Source organism: Pseudomonas sp. TE3644 (assembly GCF_056278815.1).
Genome location: NZ_JBWBQF010000001.1, coordinates 1,024,271 through 1,044,858, shown reverse-complemented (window position 1 = coordinate 1,044,858; position 20,588 = coordinate 1,024,271). Strand labels below are relative to the sequence as shown.

Sequence of the window (20,588 nt, the reverse complement as noted above, 5' to 3'; positions counted from 1 at the left end):
CCTCTACAATTCGCGCCGTCATGGCAGACACGCCCCCCCTCCGCAGGCTCCGGAACCTTTCATGGAAGAAACACAACACCACTGGCTGTATTGCCTCTCCGCCCCCATGGCCGCCCTCAATGGCGCCAGCTTCACCGCGCCAGGCTACTTCGACGATGAGCGCACGATGGACCTCGGCCAAGGCTGGGGCATTCATAACCGCGAACAGTTGCTGGACATGCTGCGCATGGCCGACCACGGCCACGCCGACGCCCTCAACGGGGCCTATTGGCACTTCGCGCGCTGCCTGCCCACTCAGTGGCAACAGACCCTCGACACGCTGACCCCGCACGATCGCCTCAACCATGAGTTCGCCGCCCGCACCTTCGGCGATTGCGGCTACGGCGGCACCCGCGCCTGGGACCTGGCGCGCATGAGCCTGCTGCTGCGCAATGCCGTGCGCGAAGGCTGGATCAACCTGGAAGAGAGCCTGTGGCTGCACGGCCGCCTGGCCCTGCGCGCGCGACATTTCTACAACAGCTGGGAGAGCTACGTGAGCGGTTTCATGTTTGGCAAAATGCTCTGGAACTGCGGCAACGACGACGCTCAAATGAAGGCCTATGAGCTCGACCGCCAGGGCGCGGAGCATTGGAACCGCTGCATCATCGGCAACCTGGTGCAGCGCGCCTCGGCACTGTTCGCCAGCCTGCCCTGGGACCTGTCGCTCGACTTCGGGCCGCGCCCCGACTCGCTCGAAGAGGGGAGCTGGTCATGAGCTGCTGGGTACAATTGGGCATCGAGCCCACCAAAGACCAGAACACCATTCGGCTGGCCTACCGCACCCGCCTGCCGCAGTTCCACCCCGAGACCGACCCCCAGGGTTTCCAGGCCCTGCGTAGCGCTTACGAAAGCGCGCTGGCGTTCGCCCGCGAGCCGGACACCGAAACCCCGCCGCCGCAGGCCGAGGCGCCCGCCGACAGCCATCCGCTGCTGGCCGACTTCGAAGCGCTGCTGGCCGACCCGCGCCAACGCCTGCAACCGCCGGCCTGGCAGGCGTTCATCGAACGGCTTGACCAACTGCCCCTGCAGGACCTGGACGAGGTCAGCTGGCAATTGTTGTGGCGCCTGCGCGAGGCCGGCCCGCTGGCCAACGGCTGCGCCCGGTTGCTGGCCAGCCGCCTGGGCTGGAACCAGCAACTGCTGCGCCTGGAGCCCGACACCGCTCGCGAGATCGAAGCCTTCCTGAGCCCGTTTGAGCAACCCGACCCGTTCGATACCACGTTGATGCTGGACTGGTCGATGGCGGCGCAAATGGAAACCCTGTGGTATCAACGCACCCTGGCGTATCTGTTCCAGCAGCGCCCGCAGTTCGAGTTCAAGCTGTTCGCCAATCTGCACACGGTGGTCGCCTTCCCCGCCGACGACGCGTTGCTGGAGCGGCTGCTGGTGCAATGCACCCAGGCCGACGTCAACACGCCAAGCCTGCATGCGCTGTGCGAGGAACGCCACGCGCGGCAGCCCGACGATATCGACAGCCTGTACCTGCTGGCCCGCCAGGCCAGCGGCCTGCAACAGGACGACCAGGCCCTGGCGTGCTGGGCGCGACTGTGGCGCGAGCACCGCCACCCGCAGGCACCGCGGGCCCTGCTGGAGCTGTGCAAGCGCAATCAACCGCAACACCTCGGGGTGCTGATCCAGGCCCTCGACTGCCTGCAGCCTTTCCATGACTGGCCCGAAGACCTGGGCGACGAGCGCCAGCACTTCGGCAGCCCCGCCGAACGCCCCGAGACCCTGGCGCGCTGGTGGGAAGCCGAGCGCTTGGCGCTGGGCGAGATGGCCGGGGCGTTCGTCACCTGGCGGCTCAGTGGTGATGAACTGCCATTGCTGGCCTTGCTGCTCGACCCGGTCACCGACAACGCCCTGCAACACCTCTATCGGCATGCCTGGGCGCTGCACCGTGGCGACACCGCGCTGTTGCAGCAAGTGATGCAGGCCGACGCGGGCGAAGATCTACTGGACACGCTGATTCTGGAGGGCCTGAAAGCACAGGCCGATCAGCACCTGACCTGGCTGCGCCAGGCGCCGATCTGCCGGGCGATGGAAGAATTCGTCAGCACGGATGCGATCGAACCTGCGCTACCTGGTGCCCTCACCGAGACACGGGAAGTCTGCCGTCAATGGCTGCGCCGCCTGCGCGCCTACGACATTCGCGGGTTGGCACGACTGGACAGCACCTTCACCTTCAACGACATGATGCCGGTGCCCTTTGCCCTGCAGACCCAGGCGCAGCTGGCCGCCGAGGGGCTGGTGCTGCCAGACAGCATGGCAGCCGACGACCCGTGGCAATGGCACCGCCAAGGGCTGTTCCTGCTGGCCTTGGCCGACCAGCCCGCGCGCTGGCTGGCGTACGTGACGCCGGCCATGCTGGCGGCCCTGCAATGCGAGGCCGGCCATCCATTGGCGCAGGTTCAGGCGCGACTGCTGCAAGCATTCGAACTGCATGGCAACCTGGACGGTGTCATCGGCTGGCCCGACCGGGGCGATCCGCTGCACCGCGTCATCGCCACCCATCTGCCGGCGGCAAACCTGGACCTGGACGGTGATCGCCTGCCCACCAGTGACACCCTGCTCGCTATCTACAAGCAACAGAAAGCTGCATTTCAGAACGACCCGTTGGGGCTGCTGCTGTATCTGGCAACGCTCTACCATGACCCCGTGCTCAGCGTTGAGCAACGCGAGGAATTGCTGGTGGAGATCAACCGCATCCAGTGCGCCGAACCCTGGTTTGCGGCCTTTCATCGCAGCCTGGTCATTGGCCAACCCCTTCGGGTTGCCGCCAAAGGGCTGCGCGCAGTGGGCACGGAACCGGCACTGTTTGCCCTGATCACCAGGCACCTGAAAAAACTGAATCAGTTCGGCCTGCCGGGCGTGCCGTCCCTGGCTGTCCTCAAGGAGCTGCAACGGGCCAAGGATACTCCGAGCACCTCGCCCGCCCTTCGCCTGGCGACCACGGCCCTGCTGACACGATGCGAACGTCTAATGCGCGCGGCAGCTTCACAGCCTGCGCGGCCTGCTTGGGCCTTTTGGCATCTGAATTCGCGTCTGGGGCGCGGCGATTTCATTGCCCAACTGTTTTTGTGGCCGGTGCTGGGCGTGGTGTTGATGACACTCACCGGCATGCCAGGCACGCCGCTGGCTATCCTCGCCACTGCCGGCGTGTTCAGCGCCTACCTGCGGCGCTTTCACGACATGGGGCACGGTGTGCCGATGATGATCGCGTACACGTGCCTGTATCTGATGTTCCCTTTCGCCCTGCTGATGCTGGTGGGCATGCCCGGCGCGCCATTGCCCAACCGTTATGGCCCGCCCCCGCTCAACAGTGACACGGACGGGCTCAAGAGCGGGCTGCAGGCCACCTTGCGACGCCTGATGCCTCAGCGCTCGAAAGCGTCCAACCCCTGGCTCAACAGCTGACGCTGACGGCCGATGGCATCCGCGTCCTGACTGGCCAGCACGCGGGTGAACTCGGCCAGCCAGTCACCGACCTGATCACGCTGCTCGCCCAGGCTCTGGGCCCACGCCCGTTCCAGGCGGGCCAACAACGCGCGGTTGGGCATGGCGTCGCGGGGGTGGATCTTCAACCCTGCCAAGCGCTCCTGGCTGACGCGTCGAGCCTCTTCATCCAGGCCCGCCGGGCTGCTGTCGATGGTGCGGGTATGGCGCTGGCCGCTGTCCACCAGCGTCACATCCACTTCCAGCAAGCCGTTGATGTCGTAACTGAACCGGATGTCCACCGCCTGGATGGCGTCCACGGGCGTGAGTTCGACCTCGAAGCGATCGATGTAGATATTGTCGCGCACCCACGGGCGCTCGCCCTGGTACACCTTGACAGTCAGTGACGCCTGCTGCGGGTGGGTGGTGTAGAAGCGGCTGACGCGCGAGGCCGGGATCACCGTGTTGCGCTCGATGATCGGCGAGAACACGCCCTCCGTGCCGTCGCGGCGCGACTCCACGCCCAGGGTATAGGGGCACACATCGGTGAGGATGAGTTCTTCGATGGCCGAGTCGCGCGCCTTGCACGCGGCCTGGGTGGCCGCGCCCAGTGCAACGATGGTGTCGGGGTCCATGTGCCGGTACGGCAGGCGGCCGAACAGCGTCGCCACCATCTGCTGCAAGGCCTGCATGCGCGTGGCGCCACCGACCAGTACCAGGCTGTCGAGGTCGCGCGGGCTCAGGCGCGCATCGCGCAGGGCCTGCTCCACCGGGGCACGCACCCTGGCCAGCAACGGCGCCCAGATTTTTTGCGCAGCGGCCTCGTCCAGGGCCCACTCGCGCTGGGCACCGGCGCCTGTCCATACCAGGGTCTGCGGCCCCTGGGGCAATCGGCATTTGAGTTGCTCGAGGCTGTCATGCAGGGTGGCCAGCGCCTGGGGCTCGATGTCTGACAGGGTCAGTTGCCAGTGCTGCAGGCAGGCCTGCAACAGGGCGTAGGTAAAATCCTCACCGCCCAGAAAGTTATCGCCGGTGGAGGCATGCACTTCGATCAGCGGCAGCGCGTACTCCAGCACGGTGACGTCGAAGGTGCCGCCGCCCAGGTCGAAGATCAGCGTGCGCTCGAACTGCTGCTCGTGCAGCCCATAGGCCATGGCCGCCGCGGTGGGCTCGTTGATCAGGCGCTGAACCTTGAGCCCCGCCAATTGCGCGGCAAAACAGGTACGTTTGCGCTGTTCGTCGCTGAAGTAGGCCGGCACCGAGATCACCGCTTCGGTGACCGGGCAGCCCAGGAAGGCCTCCGCATCCTGCTTCAATGAGCCCAGCACCAGGGCCGACAACTCTTCGGGGCTGAAGGTTTGGCCGCCGATATCGAAACGCTTGTCGGTGCCGATGAAGCGCTTGAACGCCGCCACGCTGCGGTCCGGGTGCGTGGTGAGCCGTGAACGCGCGGCCTCGCCGATCAGCAGGCTGCCGTCTTCGTCGACACTGACCACCGAAGGGGTGAGGCACCGGCCAAGGGCATTGGGAATGAGTTCGGCACGGCCGTCGCGCCATACGGCGATCAGGCTGTTGGTGGTGCCCAGGTCAATCCCCAGCAACGGCGTGGGGGCCTGAAGTGCGTCCTGCATGGTGAATCTCCTTCGGTAAATCGGTGCGCCTGTGCGGCATAGCGTATCGCAGTCCGGCCAAATTCCGGACACAAAAAAAGCGACCCTAAGGTCGCTTTCTTTGTGCTTCAAGGAGTTCAAGGCCTCGAAGCTTTGTATGGCGCAGCGGACGGGACTCGAACCCGCGACCCCCGGCGTGACAGGCCGGTATTCTAACCGACTGAACTACCGCTGCGTATCGCTTGCACTTGCGTGCAGTTGAAACTGGTCTGACCGAGAACTTTCGAGTTTCTCGATCTCTGACCCGGCAAGGCCGAATCAGGTAAAAATGGCGCAGCGGACGGGACTCGAACCCGCGACCCCCGGCGTGACAGGCCGGTATTCTAACCGACTGAACTACCGCTGCGCAGTGTTGGATGCCTTCTCAGTAACAAGGCCTCCCCTCTTGGTTTAGAAGAGGATCAGAGTGGTGGGTGATGACGGGATCGAACCGCCGACCCTCTGCTTGTAAGGCAGATGCTCTCCCGGCTGAGCTAATCACCCGCTTGCCTCTCCAATGACGCGAACTTTACGCAGCTATCGAAGGTAAGTCAATAACTTTATTGAAGTTTTTTCCAAAAAGTCGGTATTGCCACAGCCCTGCCCCTGCAGGGTGACACCGTAGCCGCTGCCGCCAGGCTGCGCTGGCCCTGTGCTCCGCTGGAGATCTCCAGTGTACTCAGGGGCGAGCGCAGCCTGGCGGCAGCGGCTACGGGTCGGATGCGAGGGTTATTCCTGGTAAATCATCTTGCGGGTCATGCCGCCGTCCACCACCAGTTCCTGCCCGGTGACAAAGCCTGCATTTTTGGACAACAGCCAGGCCACCAGCGCCGCCACGTCTTCCACGGTACCCACGCGCCCCGCCGGGTGCTGGGCGTGGTCGGCATCGCTCAGCGGTGCTGCGCGACGCTCGGACAGGTCGCGGGCATCAATCCAGCCCGGGCTCACCGCATTGACGCGGATCTCCGGGCCGAGGCTGATGGCCAGGGCGTGGGTCAAGGCAACCAGGCCGCCTTTACTGGCAGCGTACGCTTCGGTGTCCGGTTCGGACTGGCCAGCGCGGGTAGACGCCAGGTTGACGATGGCCCCGCAATGCGCGCGCAGGTACGGCGCACAATGCTTGGCCAACAACATGGGGCCGCTGAGGTTGACGGCCAGCACGCGGTTCCACTTCTCCAGCGCCAGCGTTTCCAGCGTGGTGTTGTGGGGGTCGGTGATGGCGGCGTTGCACACCAGCGCGTCCAGGCGGCCGAACTGGCCCAGCACCTGGGCCACGCCTTTCTTGACCTGGGCTTCGTCGGCCACGTCCATGGCGATGAACACCGCGTTCTCGCCCAGGGCCTTGGCCACCTTGGGGCCGCGCTCGCGGTCAAGGTCGGTGAGCACCACCTGCCAGCCCTCGGCAATCAGCCAGGCAGCGATGCCCAGGCCGATGCCGCGCGCCGCCCCAGTGACCAGGGCAACCCGGCCATTGTGGCTGGCGCTTTTCGCAGACCAGTCGATCACAAGGCCGCCAGGCCGCGCGCAAGGTCGGCTTGCAGGTCGGCTACGTCTTCCAGGCCTACGGCCACGCGGATCAGGCTGTCACGGATACCGGCGGCTTCGCGCTCGGCAGGCGACAGGCGACCGTGGGAGGTGGTGCCCGGGTGGGTGATGGTGGTTTTGCTGTCGCCCAGGTTGGCGGTGATGGAGATCAGGCGGGTAGCGTCGATGAAGCGCCAGGCGCCCTCTTTGCCGCCTTTCACTTCAAAGCTGACCACGCCGCCGAAACCGCCACGCATCTGACGCTTGGCCAGTTCGTGCTGCGGGTGGCTAGGCAGGCCGGCGTAGTGCACTTTCTCGATGCCGTCCTGTTGCTCCAGCCATTCGGCCAGGGCCTGGGCGCTGGCGCAGTGGGCGCGCATGCGCAGGTTCAGGGTTTCCAGGCCCTTGAGGAAGATCCAGGCGTTGAACGGGCTCAGCGAAGCACCGGCGGTACGCACCACACCGACCATTTCCTTCATGTGCTCGGCACGGCCGGCCACTACGCCACCCATGCAACGGCCCTGGCCGTCGATGAACTTGGTGGCCGAGTGCACGACAATGTCGGCGCCCAGTTTCAGCGGCTGTTGCAATGCCGGCGTGCTGAAGCAGTTGTCCACTACCAGCAGGGTGCCTTTGGCGTGGGCAATCTCGGCCAGGGCGGTGATGTCTACCAATTCCGCCAGCGGGTTGGACGGCGATTCGACGAACAGCAGCTTGGTGTTGGGCTTGATGGCCGCGTCCCAGCCCGCCAGGTTGGCCAGTGGCACGTAGTCCACCTCGATGCCGAAGCGCTTGAAGTACTTGTCGAAGAGGCTGATGGTGGAGCCGAACACGCTTTGCGAGATCAGCACGTGGTCGCCGGCACTGCACAGGCCCATGGCCACGGCGGTGATGGCGGCCATGCCGGTGGCAAAGCCCACGGCCTGCTCGGCACCTTCCAGGGCGGCGATGCGCTCTTCGAACGAGCGGACAGTCGGGTTGGTGTAGCGCGAATAGACGTTGCCCGGCACTTCACCGGCAAAGCGCGCCGCCGCATCGGCAGCGGTGCGGAAAACGTAGCTGGAGGTGAAGAACAGCGGGTCGCTGTGTTCGCCTTCCGGCGTGCGGTGCTGACCGGCGCGTACGGCCAGGGTGTCGAAGCTGACCCCTTCCAGATCGCTGTCCAGTCGCCCGGCGTCCCATTCCTGTGTCATGCCGCTACTCCTAAAGCTGGTAATTAGAAAACGCAGGCGGTCAGTCTACCAAATTCCGCTGAAGCAGGCCTGTAGCCGCTGCCGCCAGGCTGCGCTGGCCCTGTTCCACGCCGCAGATCCAGTGTACTGAAGGGACAGCGCAGCCTGGCGGCAGCGGCTACGGGTGAAAGCACCGGCCTGTTCAGGCAGCGAAGGAATTTCTGGGGAAGCCGGCTTCCGTCGCAAAGCCCATGGCATCAAACGTACATCCAGGCATCCGGGGCTTGGAATCAATCAAGTCCGCGACTTTGCCAATCCAGTCGGAGCCTGGATCGATGCGTCGCAGCAGGAACCACAGCACCGAGATCAAGCCGTACATGCGTTTTCTCGCATTGGCATCGAGATTCAGCGCGCGAAAGTACGGTTCTGCTGCGGGCAGAACAATCGGATTGCCATCAGACTGGTTCCACACTCGGGTATGGTGGGCGCAGCGGTTGCGAAGCGTGTTGATGGCCCGCAGCCAACTCTTGAACGCCTTGACGTCCGAAAGGCCCAGCCGTGCCAGTATCCACCCCTGAGGCTTTCGCTTCAGTAACTGGAAGTAAATCGACAGCGTGCCGAAATCCCAGGCCTCCACCGCAACCCAAAATGGAATTGCCCGGTTCGTGAGCCGGTGCCATTGCAGACATTCCTCGCTGCTGTCTTCCAGCTTTTTCTGCTGGCGGCCCTTCCATGCGTCCCACTTGCTCTGATTGAAACCCGGCTTGACACCTATCCACATCGGCTCGATGAGCGCAGGAGATGCATAGGCCAGGCTGTCATTTCGTCCAAGCTCATGGGCGAAGAGCGTCTTGAGGTGCACCTCCACCGTTTCGATGGCTTCCAGCATGAGGAGCCGGAGCGCCTTATCGAACCGATACAGGTCTACCGCAGCATCAAACAGGGTTCCGGGCTGAAAATCGTCAAGGCGCACCGGCCTGTCCGTGTGTGGGCAGACGAGGTGCCGCCCCGCAGGGTCCAGAGCAAACACCCGCGATGGATACCAGAACCCACTCAAACGGTAGTATCCCAAACGAGCCAGCTCGCGCTCTGCCCGCGACGGGCAAGCGATCTGCATGCCCCGCTGCCGAAGCAGAGCAACCATATCCGGATAGCCAAGAAAGGGTTTCGGTGAGATCAGCCGGGCCAAATTCCATGCCCCAAAAACAAGAAGGCCTGACCGTAATGCCGGTCAAGCCGGCAACATAGGATCAGGCGCTGTTGGGATGATGATGCCGCGCAGGAGCAGCATCGTCAACCGAAGAGGGCCGAACGGCAGCCCTCAAATGTTACTTCTTTATACCTGTGAACAACCAGCCAACTCAGTTGTTATACAGATCAATAATCGCACTCACCGCCTGGGTCTTGATCTTCGAAGCGTCGTTACGCGCCTGTTCGATCTTGTTCAGGTATTTGTCGTCGATGTCACCGGTCACGTACTTGCCGTCGAACACCGCGCAGTCGAAGTGCTCGATCTTGACCTTGCCACCGCCCACTGCATCGATCAGGTCCGGCAGGTCCTGGTAGATCAGCCAGTCGGCGCCGATCAGGTCGGCCACTTCCTGGGTGCTGCGGTTGTGGGCGATCAGTTCGTGGGCGCTTGGCATGTCGATGCCGTAGACGTTCGGGTAGCGAACGGCCGGGGCTGCCGAGCAGAAGTAGACGTTTTTGGCGCCAGCTTCACGGGCCATCTGGATGATCTGCTTGCAAGTGGTGCCGCGCACGATGGAGTCATCCACCAGCATGACGTTCTTGCCGCGGAATTCCAGCTCGATGGCGTTGAGCTTCTGGCGTACCGATTTCTTGCGCGCGGCCTGGCCGGGCATGATGAAGGTACGGCCGATGTAGCGGTTCTTGACGAAGCCTTCGCGGAATTTCACGCCCAGGTGGTTGGCCAGCTCCAGCGCCGCGGTGCGGCTGGTGTCCGGGATCGGGATGACCACGTCGATGTCGTGCTCGGGACGCTCGCGCAGGATCTTCTCGGCCAGCTTCTCGCCCATGCGCAGACGCGCCTTGTACACCGAGATGCCGTCGATGATCGAGTCGGGACGGGCCAGGTACACGTGCTCGAAGATGCACGGTGCGTAGTGCGGGTTAGGCGCGCACTGACGGGTGTGCAGCTTGCCGTCTTCGGTGATGTACACCGCTTCGCCCGGGGCCAGGTCGCGGATCAGGGTGAAGCCCAGCACGTCCAGGGACACGCTTTCGGAGGCGATCATGTATTCCACGCCTTCATCGGTGTGGCGCTGGCCGAAGACGATCGGGCGGATCGCGTTCGGGTCACGGAAGCCGACGATGCCGTAGCCGGTGATCATCGCCACCACGGCGTAGCCGCCCTTGCAGCGCTTGTGCACATCGGCCACGGCCGCGAACACGTCTTCCTCGGTTGGCTGCAATTGCTTGCGGGTAGCCAGCTCGTGGGCGAACACGTTCAGCAGCACTTCGGAGTCGGAACTAGTGTTGACGTGACGCAGGTCCGATTCGTAGATTTCCTTGGCCAACTGTTCAACGTTGGTCAGGTTGCCGTTGTGCGCCAGGGTGATGCCGTAAGGCGAGTTGACGTAGAACGGCTGGGCCTCGGCCGAGGTCGAGCTGCCCGCGGTCGGGTAGCGCACGTGACCGATGCCCATGGTGCCGACCAGGCGCTGCATATGGCGCTGCTGGAAGACGTCACGCACCAACCCGTTGTCCTTGCGCAGGAATAACCGGCCATCATGACTGGTCACAATACCGGCAGCGTCCTGGCCGCGGTGCTGGAGGACGGTTAGCGCGTCATACAGCGCCTGATTGACGTTCGACTTACCGACGATACCGACGATGCCACACATGCGACGCAACCCCTACTTAATGAATCTGAACTGAACAACCCTTCATTGACCCTTGTGAGCGGTCGGGAAGAGTTGATCCTTGAACGGAATATCAACTGGTGTGCTGATTCCGCTGGCGAGCCACTGGCTGGTCATCCCCAGGACGAGGTTTTTCGACCAGTCGGCGACCAATAGAAATTGGGGCACCAGCCGAGACTGTTGCCACCAGGTGTCTTGTTGAAACGGGCCCAGGCTCAGCAGCCCGACGCCGACGACCACCAGCAGGCCGCCGCGCGCCGCGCCAAAGGCGGTGCCCAGGAACCGATCGGTGCCGGACAGGCCGGTCACGCGGATCAGTTCACCAATGAGAAAATTGACCATCGCGCCCACCAGCAGCGTGGCGACGAACAGGATGGCGCAGCCTGCAATCACGCGGGCCGAAGGCGTCTGGATGTAACCTTCCAGGTACTGGGACAAAGCGCCTCCGAACATCCAGGCGACCGCACCGGCAATGATCCAGGTGAGCAGAGACAAGGCTTCCTTGACGAAGCCGCGCTTCAAGCTGATCAAAGCGGAGATGGCGATAATCGCGAGTATCGCCCAGTCAACCCAGGTAAATGCCACGGTGCAGCCTGCAACAGGATAAGGCGGCGCATTTTAGCAGAGCGCCGCCTTCTGGGTAAGCAGCGATTGCCAGCTGTTTAGTTACGCTCTGGCTGGAAACGCACCACAAAACCCTTGACGTTCTGCTGGCGGCTGATCAAGTCACGCAGGCGCTCGGCCTCGGCGCGGTCGATCAACGGCCCCACGAACACCCGGTTCATGCCGTCGGCCGAGCGTACATAGGCATTATAGCCCTGGCTGCGCAGGGACTTCTGCAGGCTGTCGGCGCCGCTGCGGCTGGACAGGCTGGCCAGCTGCACGGCCCAGCTGACCGGCAGGCCGTTGGCGTCGATCTTGCTGGCCGCAGGGTCTACCTTGGCCACCGGGGCCGGCGCAGGCTTGACCACCGGCGCAGGCGCTGGCGCCGGCTTGGGCGCTGGCGCCTGAACCTGGGCCTGTTGCTGCACGCGCGGGGCCGGCGCCGGGGCGACGACCGGTTGCGGCGCAACCGGCATGGAGGGCGGCGGCGCCGTGGGCGCGGCCTGGGCCTCGACCGATTCGGCGTCCTGGGGCAGGTTCTGCTGCTCAGGCACCGGCACGGGCTCGACCTTGACCTGCGGCACCACCGGCGCCTGCGGGGCTTCGGGCGCGTCGACACGCACCTGGCGCAGCTCGTCCTGGCGGGAAAACAGCATCGGCAGGAAGATCACTGCCAGGGCGATCAGCACCAAAGCGCCGACCATGCGCTGCTTGAACACCTTATCCAGCAAAGCCATCCGCAACTTCCTCCGTGGCATGCCGCGCCAGCCACTCCAGGGCCTGGCCGACACAATAAAAAGATCCGAACAGCAGTATTTCGTCAGCCTCGGTGGCCAGCTCGCACTGGGCCTCCAGGGCCTGTTCGACGCTGGCATGTGACGCCACGGTCGCGCCAAGGTTCGCCAGGGCATACACCAGCTCGCTCGCAGGCCGCGTGCGAGTGGTTGGCAGCGGCGCTACCGCCCATTGCTCGACAGCACCCGCCAGCGGCGCGATGACACCGTCCAGGTCCTTGTCGGCCAGCAAACCGAACACCGCCAGGCGCTTGCCCACCGGTGGTCGAGCTGCCAGGCGGCGGGCCAGGTATTGCGCGGCATGGGGGTTGTGCCCCACGTCCAGCAACAGGTTCAGGCGCTTGCCCTTCCAGGTGACCTGGCGGCGATCCAGACGCCCGGTGACACGGGTGGCCAGCAGCGCGGCGACCAGCGATTCACGCTGCCACGCAAGACCCGTCAGGCGATAGGCCTGCAGGGCCAGTGCGGCGTTTTCCATGGGCAGGTCCAGCAGCGGCAGGCCGTCGAGCACCAGCGGCTCGCCGTCCAGGCCGCGGCCACGCCACTGCCATTGGCTGTCGCCAATGCTGAGGTCGTAGTCCTGGCCACGCAAGAAGAATGGGCAGCCAAGCTCGGCCACCTTGTCCAGCACGGTGTGCGGCGGGTCGAGGTCGCCGCACAGGGCGGGATGGCCGGCGCGCAGGATGCCGGCCTTCTCGAAGCCCACCGATTCGCGGGTGTTGCCCAGGTAGTCGGCGTGATCCAGGCCCACGCTGGTGATCAGCGAGATATCGGCATCGATCAGGTTGACCGCGTCCAGGCGCCCGCCCAGGCCCACTTCCAGCACCACGGCGTCCAGCGCTGCGCGCTTGAACAACCAGAAGGCCGCCAGTGTGCCCATTTCGAAATAGGTCAGGGAAATCTCGCCCCGCGCCGCTTCAAGCGCCGCGAAGGCTTCGCACAGCTGTGCATCGTCGACCTCCACGCCATCGATCAGCACCCGCTCGTTGTAGCGCAGCAGGTGTGGCGAGGCGTAGACGCCGACGTTCAGGCCCTGGGCCTTGAGCAAGGACGCAACGAATGCGCAGGTAGACCCCTTGCCGTTGGTACCGGTGACCGTGATCACGCGGGGCGCCAGGCGCCCCAGGCCCAGCCGCGCCAGCACTTGCTGGCAACGGTCCAGGCCCATGTCGATGGCCGCCGGGTGCAACTGCTCCAGATAAGCGAGCCACTCGCCCAGGGTACGTTGCGTCATACAGTGGCAGGCGCCGGCGGAACCACGATCGGCTCGATGGGTGCGGCGACGAAAGTCGGCGTCGGCAGGCCCATCATCTGTGCCAGCAGGCTGCCCAGGCGTGGGCGCAGTTCCTGACGGGCGACGATCATGTCGATGGCGCCGTGTTCCAGCAGGAACTCGCTGCGCTGGAAGCCTTCAGGCAGTTTTTCACGCACGGTCTGCTCGATCACGCGCGGGCCGGCGAAGCCGATCAGGGCTTTAGGCTCGGCGACGATGACGTCACCCAGCATGGCCAGGGAGGCGGAAACACCACCGTAGACCGGATCGGTCAGCACGGAGATGAACGGCAGGCCTTCTTCGCGCAGGCGGGCCAGCACGGCAGAGGTCTTGGCCATCTGCATCAGCGAGATCAGCGCTTCCTGCATGCGCGCACCACCGGAGGCGGCGAAGCACACCATTGGGCAACGGTTTTCCAGGGCGTAGTTGGCGGCGCGTACGAAACGCTCGCCGACGATGGCGCCCATGGAGCCGCCCATGAACGAGAATTCAAAGGCGCTGCACACCACCGGCATGCCCAGCAGGGTGCCGCTGATGGAGATCAGCGCATCTTTCTCGCCGGTCTGCTTCTGGGCGCCCACCAGGCGGTCCTTGTACTTCTTGCCGTCACGGAATTTCAGGCGATCGACCGGCTCCAGGTCCGCGCCCAGCTCGTTGCGGCCTTCGGCGTCCAGGAAGATGTCCAAGCGGGCACGTGCGCCGATGCGCATGTGATGGTTGCACTTGGGGCACACGTCCAGGGTTTTTTCCAGTTCTGGACGATACAGCACCGCCTCGCAGGACGGGCACTTGTGCCACAGGCCTTCAGGGACCGAGCTTTTCTTCACCTCGGAACGCATGATCGAAGGGATCAGTTTGTCTACCAACCAGTTGCTCATGCTTTCTTTCTCCAGTAACGGGGACAGCTCGCGCGATCCCGCGCATGCCCTTTGAGCTCAATTTAATTCGTGTAAAGGATGGGGAACTGCACGTGTGCGCTCGCGCCATCTTCAAATTTCGCGTGGCCGACCCTTCGGTCGCCATCGCCTTGCCAGAGGTATGGACGGTGGCAGATTGGCAACCGTCACATCCCCAGGCACTCAATCCCTGTAGCCGCTGCCGCCAGGCTGCGCTGGCCCTTCAGTACACCTGACAATAATGTGTTGCAATGCGGGCCAGCGCAGCCTTCGGCAGCGGCTACAACACAGCAGCCTTGCGTACTTCGTGCATGAACGCTTCGATCTTATCCGCGTCCTTGATGCCTTTCGCGGCCTCTACCCCGCCGCTGACGTCTACCGCGTACGGCTTCACCCGGGCGATGGCCTCGGCCACGTTGGCCGCCGACAGCCCGCCGGCCAGAATGATCGGCTTGCTCAGGCGCTCGGGCACCAGGCCCCAGTCGAACGCCTCGCCGGTACCGCCCGGCACGCCGGGCACAAAGGTGTCCAGCAGGATGCCGCGGGCGCCGCTGAACTGCTTGCAGATGGCTTCCAGGTCTTCACCGGGGCGCACGCGCACCGCCTTGATGTACGGGCGGTGGTAGCCCTCGCAGTCGGCCGGGGTTTCGTCACCGTGAAACTGCAGCAGGTCCAGCGGCACCACTTCCAGAATCTCATTCAGCTCGCAGCGGCTGGCGTTGACGAACAGCCCCACGGTGGTCACGAACGGCGGCAGGGCATTGACGATTGCCCGCGCCTGCTCGGCCGTGACCGCCCGCGGGCTCTTGGCATAGAACACCAGGCCGATGGCGTCGGCGCCCGCCTCGGCTGCGGCCAGCGCGTCCTCGATGCGGGTAATCCCGCAGATTTTGCTGCGAACGGCGGACATATGCGGAAAACCTCAGGAAGACGCCAAAGCTCTGGATGTTAGCAAATGCATTCCAGTCCGTCAGCCTGGCAGTGTATCGAAGCCTGTCAGGAAGTGCGGGCCGATGTAGCGCTCCGGCAACGGGAACTCGTCGCGGTACTCCACCTGCACCAGGTACAGGCCGAACGGGTGCGCGGTGACGCCACCGGCGCGGCGCTCGCGGCCTTCCAGCACTTCGCGCATCCACTCCACCGGCCGCTCGCCGGCGCCGATGGTCATCAGCACACCGGCGATGTTGCGCACCATGTGGTGCAGGAAGGCGTTGGCGCGGATGTCCAGCACGATCATCTTGCCGTGGCGGGTGACGCGGGCGTGGTGCATCTGCTTGATGGGCGACTTGGCCTGGCACTGGCCAGCGCGGAAGGCGCTGAAGTCATGGGTGCCGATCAGGTACTGGGCCGCCTCGGCCATGCGCTCCACGTCCAGCGGGCGGTGGTTCCAGGTGATCTCGTCGCCCAGGTGCGCGGGGCGGATCTGATCGTTGTAGATCACGTAGCGGTAGCGACGGGCAATGGCCTTGAAGCGCGCGTGGAAGGTCGACGGCATCTCCTTGGCCCAGGTGACGCTGATGTCGTGGGGCAGGTTGATGTTGGCGCCCATGGTCCAGGCCTTCATGGAGCGCACGGCGCGGGTGTCGAAATGCACCACCTGGCCGCAGGCGTGCACGCCGGCGTCGGTGCGGCCGGCGCACATCAGGTCCACGGGCGAGTCGGCGACGATCGACAGGGCCTTCTCCAGGGTTTCCTGCACGGTCAGCACGCCGCTGGCCTGGCGCTGCCAGCCGCGGTATCGCGAGCCTTTGTATTCAACGCCCAGGGCGATGCGGGTAAAGCCTTCGGCAGCGACTTCGCTGGCCGATTGTTGAAGAATGTCCACGTGGTTCAAGCCTGTGATAAAGCGCAATGGCCGCCATTATACGGGGCCGGGGCGCAGAAACGACAACGGCAGCCACGCGGGCTGCCGTTGTCGTCGGGTTGCAGAGGGATCAGACCAGCTTGGACAGCATCTCGCGCGCTTCGGTCTGCTGGCCGGCGGTGCCTTCCTTGACCACTTCGTCGAGGATGTCGCGCGCACCGTCATGGTCGCCCATGTCGATGTAGGCGCGTGCCAGGTCCAGCTTGGTCGCCGATTCGTCGGTGCCCGACAGGTAGTCGAAATCATCTTCGAACGGCGGCAGGTCGTCGAGGTTGTCCAGGTCGTCCAGCGCAGCAGGCTCGGGAGCCTTGAACGGCTCGGCGATCGGCGGGTGCTCCAGGCTGGCCGACAGCTCGTCCAGTTCGGCGCTGACATCGCCCAGGTCGGCATGCAGCTTGTCCGGGGTGCTGGCGGGCGCGCTGTCCATTTCCTCGGCCAGGGACAGGTCGAAGTCTTCCGGCAGTTCCAGGTCATCCACGGGCGCCGGCGGCACCTCGGGCTTGTCCAGGTTCAGCTCGTTTTCGAAATCGGCCAACTGGGCGTCCAGTTCAGCCTGCGCTTCTGGGGCCAGCGCTGGCGCAGCCGGTTCGTCGTCGGCGATGTCCAGGTCGAATTCGGCCAGGTCATCCACGGGCGGTTCTTCGGCAGGCACGTTGTGCTGGGCCAGCAGCGCTTCGAAGTCCAGGTCGTCCTCGTCCAGGGCCGAGGGTGCCTCCACCTCTGGCTCGGGATTGGCGGCGGCTTCCAGCGGCTGCGGGGCGTCCAGCTCCAGGTCATCGTCGAAGTCGGCAACGTCCAGGTCCGGTTCGGCCGGGGCGCTGAGGTCATCGTCCAGGTTGAGGTCGAAGTCGCTGTCGAAGGTGTCGTCGATAGGGTCGGCCGAACCCGGCTCGTCCATCAACAGGTCCTTGACGTACTGGGCGTCCAGTTCGGCAGCCACGGCCGCAGCGCTGGCGGCCGCCATGGCCACGCCGAGCATCGCCGGGAAGCGCGCCTTCAGGTTTTCGACGGCGTTGTGGTTTTCGCCGTTGGCCACCAGTTGGCGCTCCTCGCCGATGAACGCGCTGCGATCGCCCTGGTGGGCGTAGGCTTCCATCAGTTTCAGGCGCAGGTCGCTGCGCGCCGGCTCGGCCTTGACGGCCGGTTCCAGCAGCTCGACAGCTTCGTTGAAGCGGTGCTCGGCGAGCAGACGGTCGGCTTCGGCCAGCACGTCGGCAGCGGGTTCACCTTGGGCGACAGGGGCCGGGACTGGTTCGATCACCGAGGCCACCAGTGGCTCGACCACCGGCGCGACCACTACCGGCTCGGCGGCCGGGCGCAGCGGCGGCGTGGGGATGACTTCGGAGTGCGGGGCGGCAACCACCGGCGCAGGCTCGGCGGCGGCCACGGCGGCAGCGGCCGAAGCGGCCACCATCGCAGGCGCCAGCTTCACCGACGGCGCCGGGGTTTCCAGGCCTTCGAAGCTACCGGGTGGCAAGTCGATATCCTTGTCGAAATCCGTTTCTTCCGACAGGGCGCGGGCCATGCGCATGTGTTTTTCCGCTTCCAGCTGGGCCTTGCGCTTGCGCGCCAGCAGCAGCGCCGCCAGCAGCAGGATCAGCACGGCAGCGCCGCCCACCAGGCCGAGCATGATCGGGCTGGTCAGCAGTTTGGTGAACAGGCCAGGCTTGTCTTCGACCGGGGCCGGCGGCTCCACCGGGGCGGTGACCACTGGCGCAGGTGGCGGCGTAACGGCCTCTGGCGCAGGGGTGGCAGGCGCCGCTTCCGGCGGTGGGGTCAGTTGGGCGTTGACCGCAGGGGCCGGGGCCTCGGCAGCCGGTGCGGCCGGGGCTGCAGCCTCGGCCGGCGCCGGCGCTGGAGCGGGCGCAGCCGCACCGGCCGCTTCCAGCTTGGCCAGTTGATCGTTCTTGAGCTGGATCAGCTTCTGCAGCTTGTCCAGCTGGCTCTGCAGGTCGCCCATGCGGCTTTTCAGCTCGGCATTGTCGCGACGGGTAGCGTCCAGGTTTTCCTTGGCCTGTGCCAGGCGTGCCTGACGGTCACCCGCCTTGCCCTGCCCGTTCTTGCCATCGGCGGCTACCAGGCTGAGCTTGTCGCCCGCCTCAGTCTGCGCCGGGGCGTTGCCAGTACCGGTGCGACGGGTGGCGTCCAGCTGCTGGGCGCGCGGGCCCAGACGGCGGCCTTCACGCCAGGCGGCGTTCTGGCGGGCCACTTCGGTAATCGCCGGGCCTTGGCCCAGGGCGGTGGCCTGCTGGCTGTCGGGCAGGCGCAGCACCTGGCCGGTCTTGAGCCGGTTGATGTTGCCATCGACGAAGGCGTCGGGGTTCAGGGCCTGGATGGCCAGCATGGTCTGCTGCACCGAGGCGCCATTGTTCGGGTACTTCTGGGCAATGTCCCACAAGGTGTCGCGCTTGCCGGTGGTGAACTCGCCCTGCTTGGCAGGGGTTGGCGCAGTCACCGCAGGCGTGGCCGCCGGCTGCACCGGTGCGGCGCCCTGGGGGGCGAACTTGGAGGCGTCGACCATCACGCTGTAATCGCGCAGCAAACGGCCCTGTGGCCACAGCACCTGCACCAGGAATTTGAGCATCGGCTCGCTGACCGGCTGCCTGGAGGTGACGCGAATCACGCTGCGGCCGCCGCTGTTGATCACCGGGGTGAAGGTCAGGTCGCTGAGGATGGCGTCGCGGTTGACGCCCGCCTTCTGGAACTCCTCGGGCGTGGCCAGGCTGGGCTTGATGTCGGCCGGTGCCAGGTCGCGGACGTCGAGCAGTTCGATCTCGGCCACCAGTGGCTGGTTGGCAGCCGATTTCAGGGTGACTTCACCCAGATCCAGTGCACGCGCCATACCGGATGACAGCGCCGAAGCGGCGGCTATTGCTAACACCAGTTTGCGAACTTGAACCATGGCCTAATCCTTGTTTGAACATTTCCTCGGCAAGCGAGAAGAAGTGAAAAGCTGCCTGCAGGCAACTCACCTCAAGCAATACGACCCGGATTTGACGCCGGGTTAGAATCATTATGTAAAGTGTTGCCAAGTATCTTTTACAGCTGGTCTTTTATCAACAACTCCGCCAGCTGCACGGCATTGAGCGCAGCGCCTTTGCGCACGTTATCGAGCGTAGCCCAAAGGTTGAGTTCGCAAGTGTCATCAATGCCCGTACGTACGCGACCAACATAGACTACATCCTGGCCCACTGCGTCACCCACAGGCGTTGGATAATCGCCCTCTTCCACCAACTCGATGCCTTCGGCGCTGTCCAGCGCGGTATTGACGGCGGCAAGGTCCACGGCACGCTCGGTCTGCACCGACACAGTGAGGCTATCGCCGAAAAACACCGGAGCTTGAATGCAAGTCACGGAAATCTTTAACAAAGGTAGCTCAAGCAGCTCGCGCAGTTCGCTGACCAGGCGTTTTTCCAGGCTGCCATGGCCTTGTTCATCGAGCTTGCCCACCTGGGGCAGCAGGTTGAACGCCACCTGACGGTCGAAGAAGCGCGGTTCCAGCGGGCGCGCGTTGAGCAGCTCGGCGGTCTGGCGCGCCAGCTCACTGACGGCTTCGCGGCCCAGGGCCGACACGGCCATGGCAACGGTGACGTTGACCTTCACCAGGCCCAGTTGTTCACGCAGCGGCGCCAGGATCAGCGCCAGGGCCACGGCGCTGGAGCTGGGGCTGCCTAGCTGTACCGGGGTTTTGAGGGTATCCAGCACAGCGGCGTTGACCTCGGGCACCACGTGCGGTGCAGCCAGGTCGCCCGACAGGTCGATGACCATGCAGCCGGCAGCGCTGGCGCGCGCGGCGAAACTGCGGGTTACCGCGCTGCCGGCGGCGAAGAAGGCGATACGCACCTGGCTGAAGTCAAACTGCTCCACCTCACGCACGCGCACGTTTTTGCCGCGGAACGGCACCGAGGCGCCAGCGGATTCGATGCTGGCCAGCAGGTGCAGGTTGCCGACGGGGAAGCTGCGTTCCTCAAGGACCTGCACCAGGGTTTCGCCGACGGTACCGGTGGCGCCGATGATGGCGATGTCGAAGGTCTGGGGCATGGGGGGTTCCTCGGGGGGTTGGCAGGGGGGCGGGACTTTATATCTAATTGTTGCGCTTGTCTTGGGGGTGGGTGGGGGCTCTGGTGCATGTCTTGGGTTTTTTTGGTGTTCATGCGATCGCGCGCCGCCCGCGCGGCGCTTCCCGGGCAGAGCCCGGTCCTACATTTGTTGCAACGTACCATTGCCTTTGAGATCGCCTAGTCCGCCTTGTGTGTTCACTGCAGATCTGTAGTGAACACACAAGGCGGACCAGGGAATACCACAGACAAAATTGGCCCGAAACAAACGTAGGACCGGGCTCTGCCCGGGAAGCGCCGCGCGGGCGGCGCGCGATCGCATGAACACCAAAAAACCCAAGGCATGCACCTCGCAACCACACCCCATAAAAAAACCCGCACCAAAAGGCACGGGTCTCT

Annotated in this window: 15 protein-coding genes and 3 tRNA genes; 2 read left to right on the top strand and 16 right to left on the bottom strand. The window is 64.8% G+C overall.

All coding sequences use genetic code 11. The features are described from left to right. The first annotated feature begins 61 nt into the window (after nt 1-61). Both ACZ9GA_RS04775 and ACZ9GA_RS04770 read left to right on the top strand, forming a co-directional pair. On the top strand, nt 62-754 hold the full coding sequence (locus tag ACZ9GA_RS04775; protein WP_457356829.1) for a DUF1266 domain-containing protein: 693 nt from the start codon (nt 62-64) through the stop codon (nt 752-754). Further along, complete coding sequence (locus ACZ9GA_RS04770) at nt 751-3,453, top strand: molecular chaperone DnaJ (protein WP_457356830.1); 2,703 nt, start codon at nt 751-753, stop codon at nt 3,451-3,453. The genes ACZ9GA_RS04775 and ACZ9GA_RS04770 overlap by 4 nt, the downstream gene beginning before the upstream one ends. Here ACZ9GA_RS04770 and ACZ9GA_RS04765 read toward each other — a convergent pair. The 16 genes from ACZ9GA_RS04765 to ACZ9GA_RS04690 all read right to left on the bottom strand — a co-directional run bounded on the left by ACZ9GA_RS04765 (nt 3,414) and on the right by ACZ9GA_RS04690 (nt 20,172). Beyond that, entirely contained in the window at nt 3,414-5,102 is a 1,689-nt protein-coding gene (locus tag ACZ9GA_RS04765) for an Hsp70 family protein (RefSeq protein ID WP_457356831.1), read from the bottom strand. The genes ACZ9GA_RS04770 and ACZ9GA_RS04765 overlap by 40 nt on opposite strands. 137 nt (nt 5,103-5,239) lie before the next feature. Then, nucleotides 5,240-5,316: transfer RNA gene (locus tag ACZ9GA_RS04760), tRNA-Asp, on the bottom strand. A gap of 94 nt (nt 5,317-5,410) precedes the next feature. Beyond that, nucleotides 5,411-5,487 (bottom strand) — tRNA-Asp (locus ACZ9GA_RS04755). A gap of 61 nt (nt 5,488-5,548) precedes the next feature. After that, nucleotides 5,549-5,624, bottom strand: a tRNA-Val gene (locus tag ACZ9GA_RS04750). 225 nt (nt 5,625-5,849) lie between these two features. Further along, on the bottom strand, nt 5,850-6,626 hold the full coding sequence (locus tag ACZ9GA_RS04745; RefSeq protein ID WP_457356832.1) for an SDR family oxidoreductase: 777 nt from the start codon (nt 6,624-6,626) through the stop codon (nt 5,850-5,852). Beyond that, nucleotides 6,623-7,837, bottom strand: coding sequence for an O-succinylhomoserine sulfhydrylase (locus ACZ9GA_RS04740; RefSeq protein ID WP_027981620.1), 1,215 nt, complete (start codon nt 7,835-7,837; stop codon nt 6,623-6,625). Before ACZ9GA_RS04740 ends, ACZ9GA_RS04745 begins: the two co-directional genes overlap by 4 nt. Before the next feature lie 181 nt (nt 7,838-8,018). Further along, nucleotides 8,019-9,005, bottom strand: coding sequence for an Abi family protein (locus tag ACZ9GA_RS04735; RefSeq protein ID WP_457356833.1), 987 nt, complete (start codon nt 9,003-9,005; stop codon nt 8,019-8,021). A gap of 172 nt (nt 9,006-9,177) precedes the next feature. Next, on the bottom strand, nt 9,178-10,683 hold the full coding sequence (gene purF / locus ACZ9GA_RS04730) for an amidophosphoribosyltransferase (RefSeq protein WP_457356834.1): 1,506 nt from the start codon (nt 10,681-10,683) through the stop codon (nt 9,178-9,180). Nucleotides 10,684-10,725: 42 nt separating this feature from the next. Further along, complete coding sequence (locus tag ACZ9GA_RS04725) at nt 10,726-11,286, bottom strand: CvpA family protein (RefSeq protein ID WP_416426015.1); 561 nt, start codon at nt 11,284-11,286, stop codon at nt 10,726-10,728. Between the two features lie 77 nt (nt 11,287-11,363). After that, nucleotides 11,364-12,041, bottom strand: coding sequence for an SPOR domain-containing protein (locus tag ACZ9GA_RS04720; RefSeq protein WP_457356835.1), 678 nt, complete (start codon nt 12,039-12,041; stop codon nt 11,364-11,366). Continuing rightward, entirely contained in the window at nt 12,025-13,332 is a 1,308-nt protein-coding gene (gene folC / locus ACZ9GA_RS04715) for a bifunctional tetrahydrofolate synthase/dihydrofolate synthase (RefSeq protein WP_457356836.1), read from the bottom strand. The genes ACZ9GA_RS04720 and folC overlap by 17 nt, the downstream gene beginning before the upstream one ends. Continuing rightward, nucleotides 13,329-14,249, bottom strand: a complete 921-nt coding sequence (accD, locus tag ACZ9GA_RS04710) for an acetyl-CoA carboxylase, carboxyltransferase subunit beta (RefSeq protein ID WP_457356837.1) — start codon at nt 14,247-14,249, stop codon at nt 13,329-13,331. The genes folC and accD overlap by 4 nt, the downstream gene beginning before the upstream one ends. A gap of 298 nt (nt 14,250-14,547) precedes the next feature. After that, on the bottom strand, nt 14,548-15,177 hold the full coding sequence (locus ACZ9GA_RS04705; protein ID WP_457356838.1) for a phosphoribosylanthranilate isomerase: 630 nt from the start codon (nt 15,175-15,177) through the stop codon (nt 14,548-14,550). 60 nt (nt 15,178-15,237) lie between these two features. Further along, nucleotides 15,238-16,092 carry a tRNA pseudouridine(38-40) synthase TruA gene (truA, locus tag ACZ9GA_RS04700; protein ID WP_457356839.1) on the bottom strand — a complete coding sequence of 285 codons (855 nt, stop codon included), beginning with the start codon at nt 16,090-16,092 and terminating at the stop codon, nt 15,238-15,240. Nucleotides 16,093-16,201: 109 nt separating this feature from the next. Then, nucleotides 16,202-19,033, bottom strand: a complete 2,832-nt coding sequence (locus tag ACZ9GA_RS04695; protein ID WP_457356840.1) for a motility hub landmark protein FimV — start codon at nt 19,031-19,033, stop codon at nt 16,202-16,204. Nucleotides 19,034-19,170: 137 nt separating this feature from the next. Further along, complete coding sequence (locus tag ACZ9GA_RS04690) at nt 19,171-20,172, bottom strand: aspartate-semialdehyde dehydrogenase (protein WP_457356841.1); 1,002 nt, start codon at nt 20,170-20,172, stop codon at nt 19,171-19,173. Nucleotides 20,173-20,588: the final 416 nt, after the last annotated feature.

Bases quoted from the DNA above. Each gene is read 5' to 3' on its own strand.
- ACZ9GA_RS04775 (WP_457356829.1), top strand. From the start codon at position 62: ATGGAAGAAACACAACACCACTGGCTGTATTGCCTCTCCGCCCCCATG.
- ACZ9GA_RS04770 (WP_457356830.1), top strand. From the start codon at position 751: ATGAGCTGCTGGGTACAATTGGGCATCGAGCCCACCAAAGACCAGAAC.
- ACZ9GA_RS04765 (WP_457356831.1), bottom strand. From the start codon at position 5,102: ATGCAGGACGCACTTCAGGCCCCCACGCCGTTGCTGGGGATTGACCTG.
- ACZ9GA_RS04740 (WP_027981620.1), bottom strand. From the start codon at position 7,837: ATGACACAGGAATGGGACGCCGGGCGACTGGACAGCGATCTGGAAGGG.
- purF (WP_457356834.1), bottom strand. From the start codon at position 10,683: ATGTGTGGCATCGTCGGTATCGTCGGTAAGTCGAACGTCAATCAGGCG.
- ACZ9GA_RS04720 (WP_457356835.1), bottom strand. From the start codon at position 12,041: ATGGCTTTGCTGGATAAGGTGTTCAAGCAGCGCATGGTCGGCGCTTTG.
- folC (WP_457356836.1), bottom strand. From the start codon at position 13,332: ATGACGCAACGTACCCTGGGCGAGTGGCTCGCTTATCTGGAGCAGTTG.
- accD (WP_457356837.1), bottom strand. From the start codon at position 14,249: ATGAGCAACTGGTTGGTAGACAAACTGATCCCTTCGATCATGCGTTCC.
- ACZ9GA_RS04705 (WP_457356838.1), bottom strand. From the start codon at position 15,177: ATGTCCGCCGTTCGCAGCAAAATCTGCGGGATTACCCGCATCGAGGAC.
- ACZ9GA_RS04695 (WP_457356840.1), bottom strand. From the start codon at position 19,033: ATGGTTCAAGTTCGCAAACTGGTGTTAGCAATAGCCGCCGCTTCGGCG.
- ACZ9GA_RS04690 (WP_457356841.1), bottom strand. From the start codon at position 20,172: ATGCCCCAGACCTTCGACATCGCCATCATCGGCGCCACCGGTACCGTC.